The following is a 254-nucleotide window of genomic DNA, read 5'->3' as shown; positions in this document are numbered from 1 at the left end:
TCGTGGTATGGATGACGGATGGCTGGCCGCTGTATGAATCCCGCCTGAAGGGAAAGCTGCACGTAATCAGCAAGCGTTACACTCAGCGCATTGAGCGACATAACCTGAATCTGAGACAACATCTGGCGGCACTGTTGCAAAGTTAGCGATGAGGCAGCCTTTTGTCTTATTCAAAGGCCTTACATTTCAAAAACTCTGCTTACCAGGCGCATTTCGCCCAGGGGATCACCATAATAAAATGCTGAGGCCTGGCC

General features: G+C 50.4%; 2 pseudogenes. One reads left to right on the top strand and one right to left on the bottom strand.

The annotated features are described in order from the left end of the window. A pseudogene (locus tag OOJ59_RS28045) lies at positions 1 to 134 on the top strand (IS1 family transposase); the annotation flags it as partial. 45 nt (positions 135 to 179) lie between these two features. On the opposite strand, the pseudogene OOJ59_RS28040 reads toward OOJ59_RS28045, so the two are convergent. Continuing rightward, positions 180 to 254, bottom strand: a pseudogene (locus tag OOJ59_RS28040) (IS6 family transposase); the annotation flags it as partial.

It is taken from the genome of Citrobacter sp. W9, assembly GCF_026719375.1.
GTDB classification, from domain to species: Bacteria; Pseudomonadota; Gammaproteobacteria; order Enterobacterales; family Enterobacteriaceae; genus Citrobacter; species Citrobacter werkmanii.
This window is presented reverse-complemented; position numbering and strand designations above follow the sequence as displayed.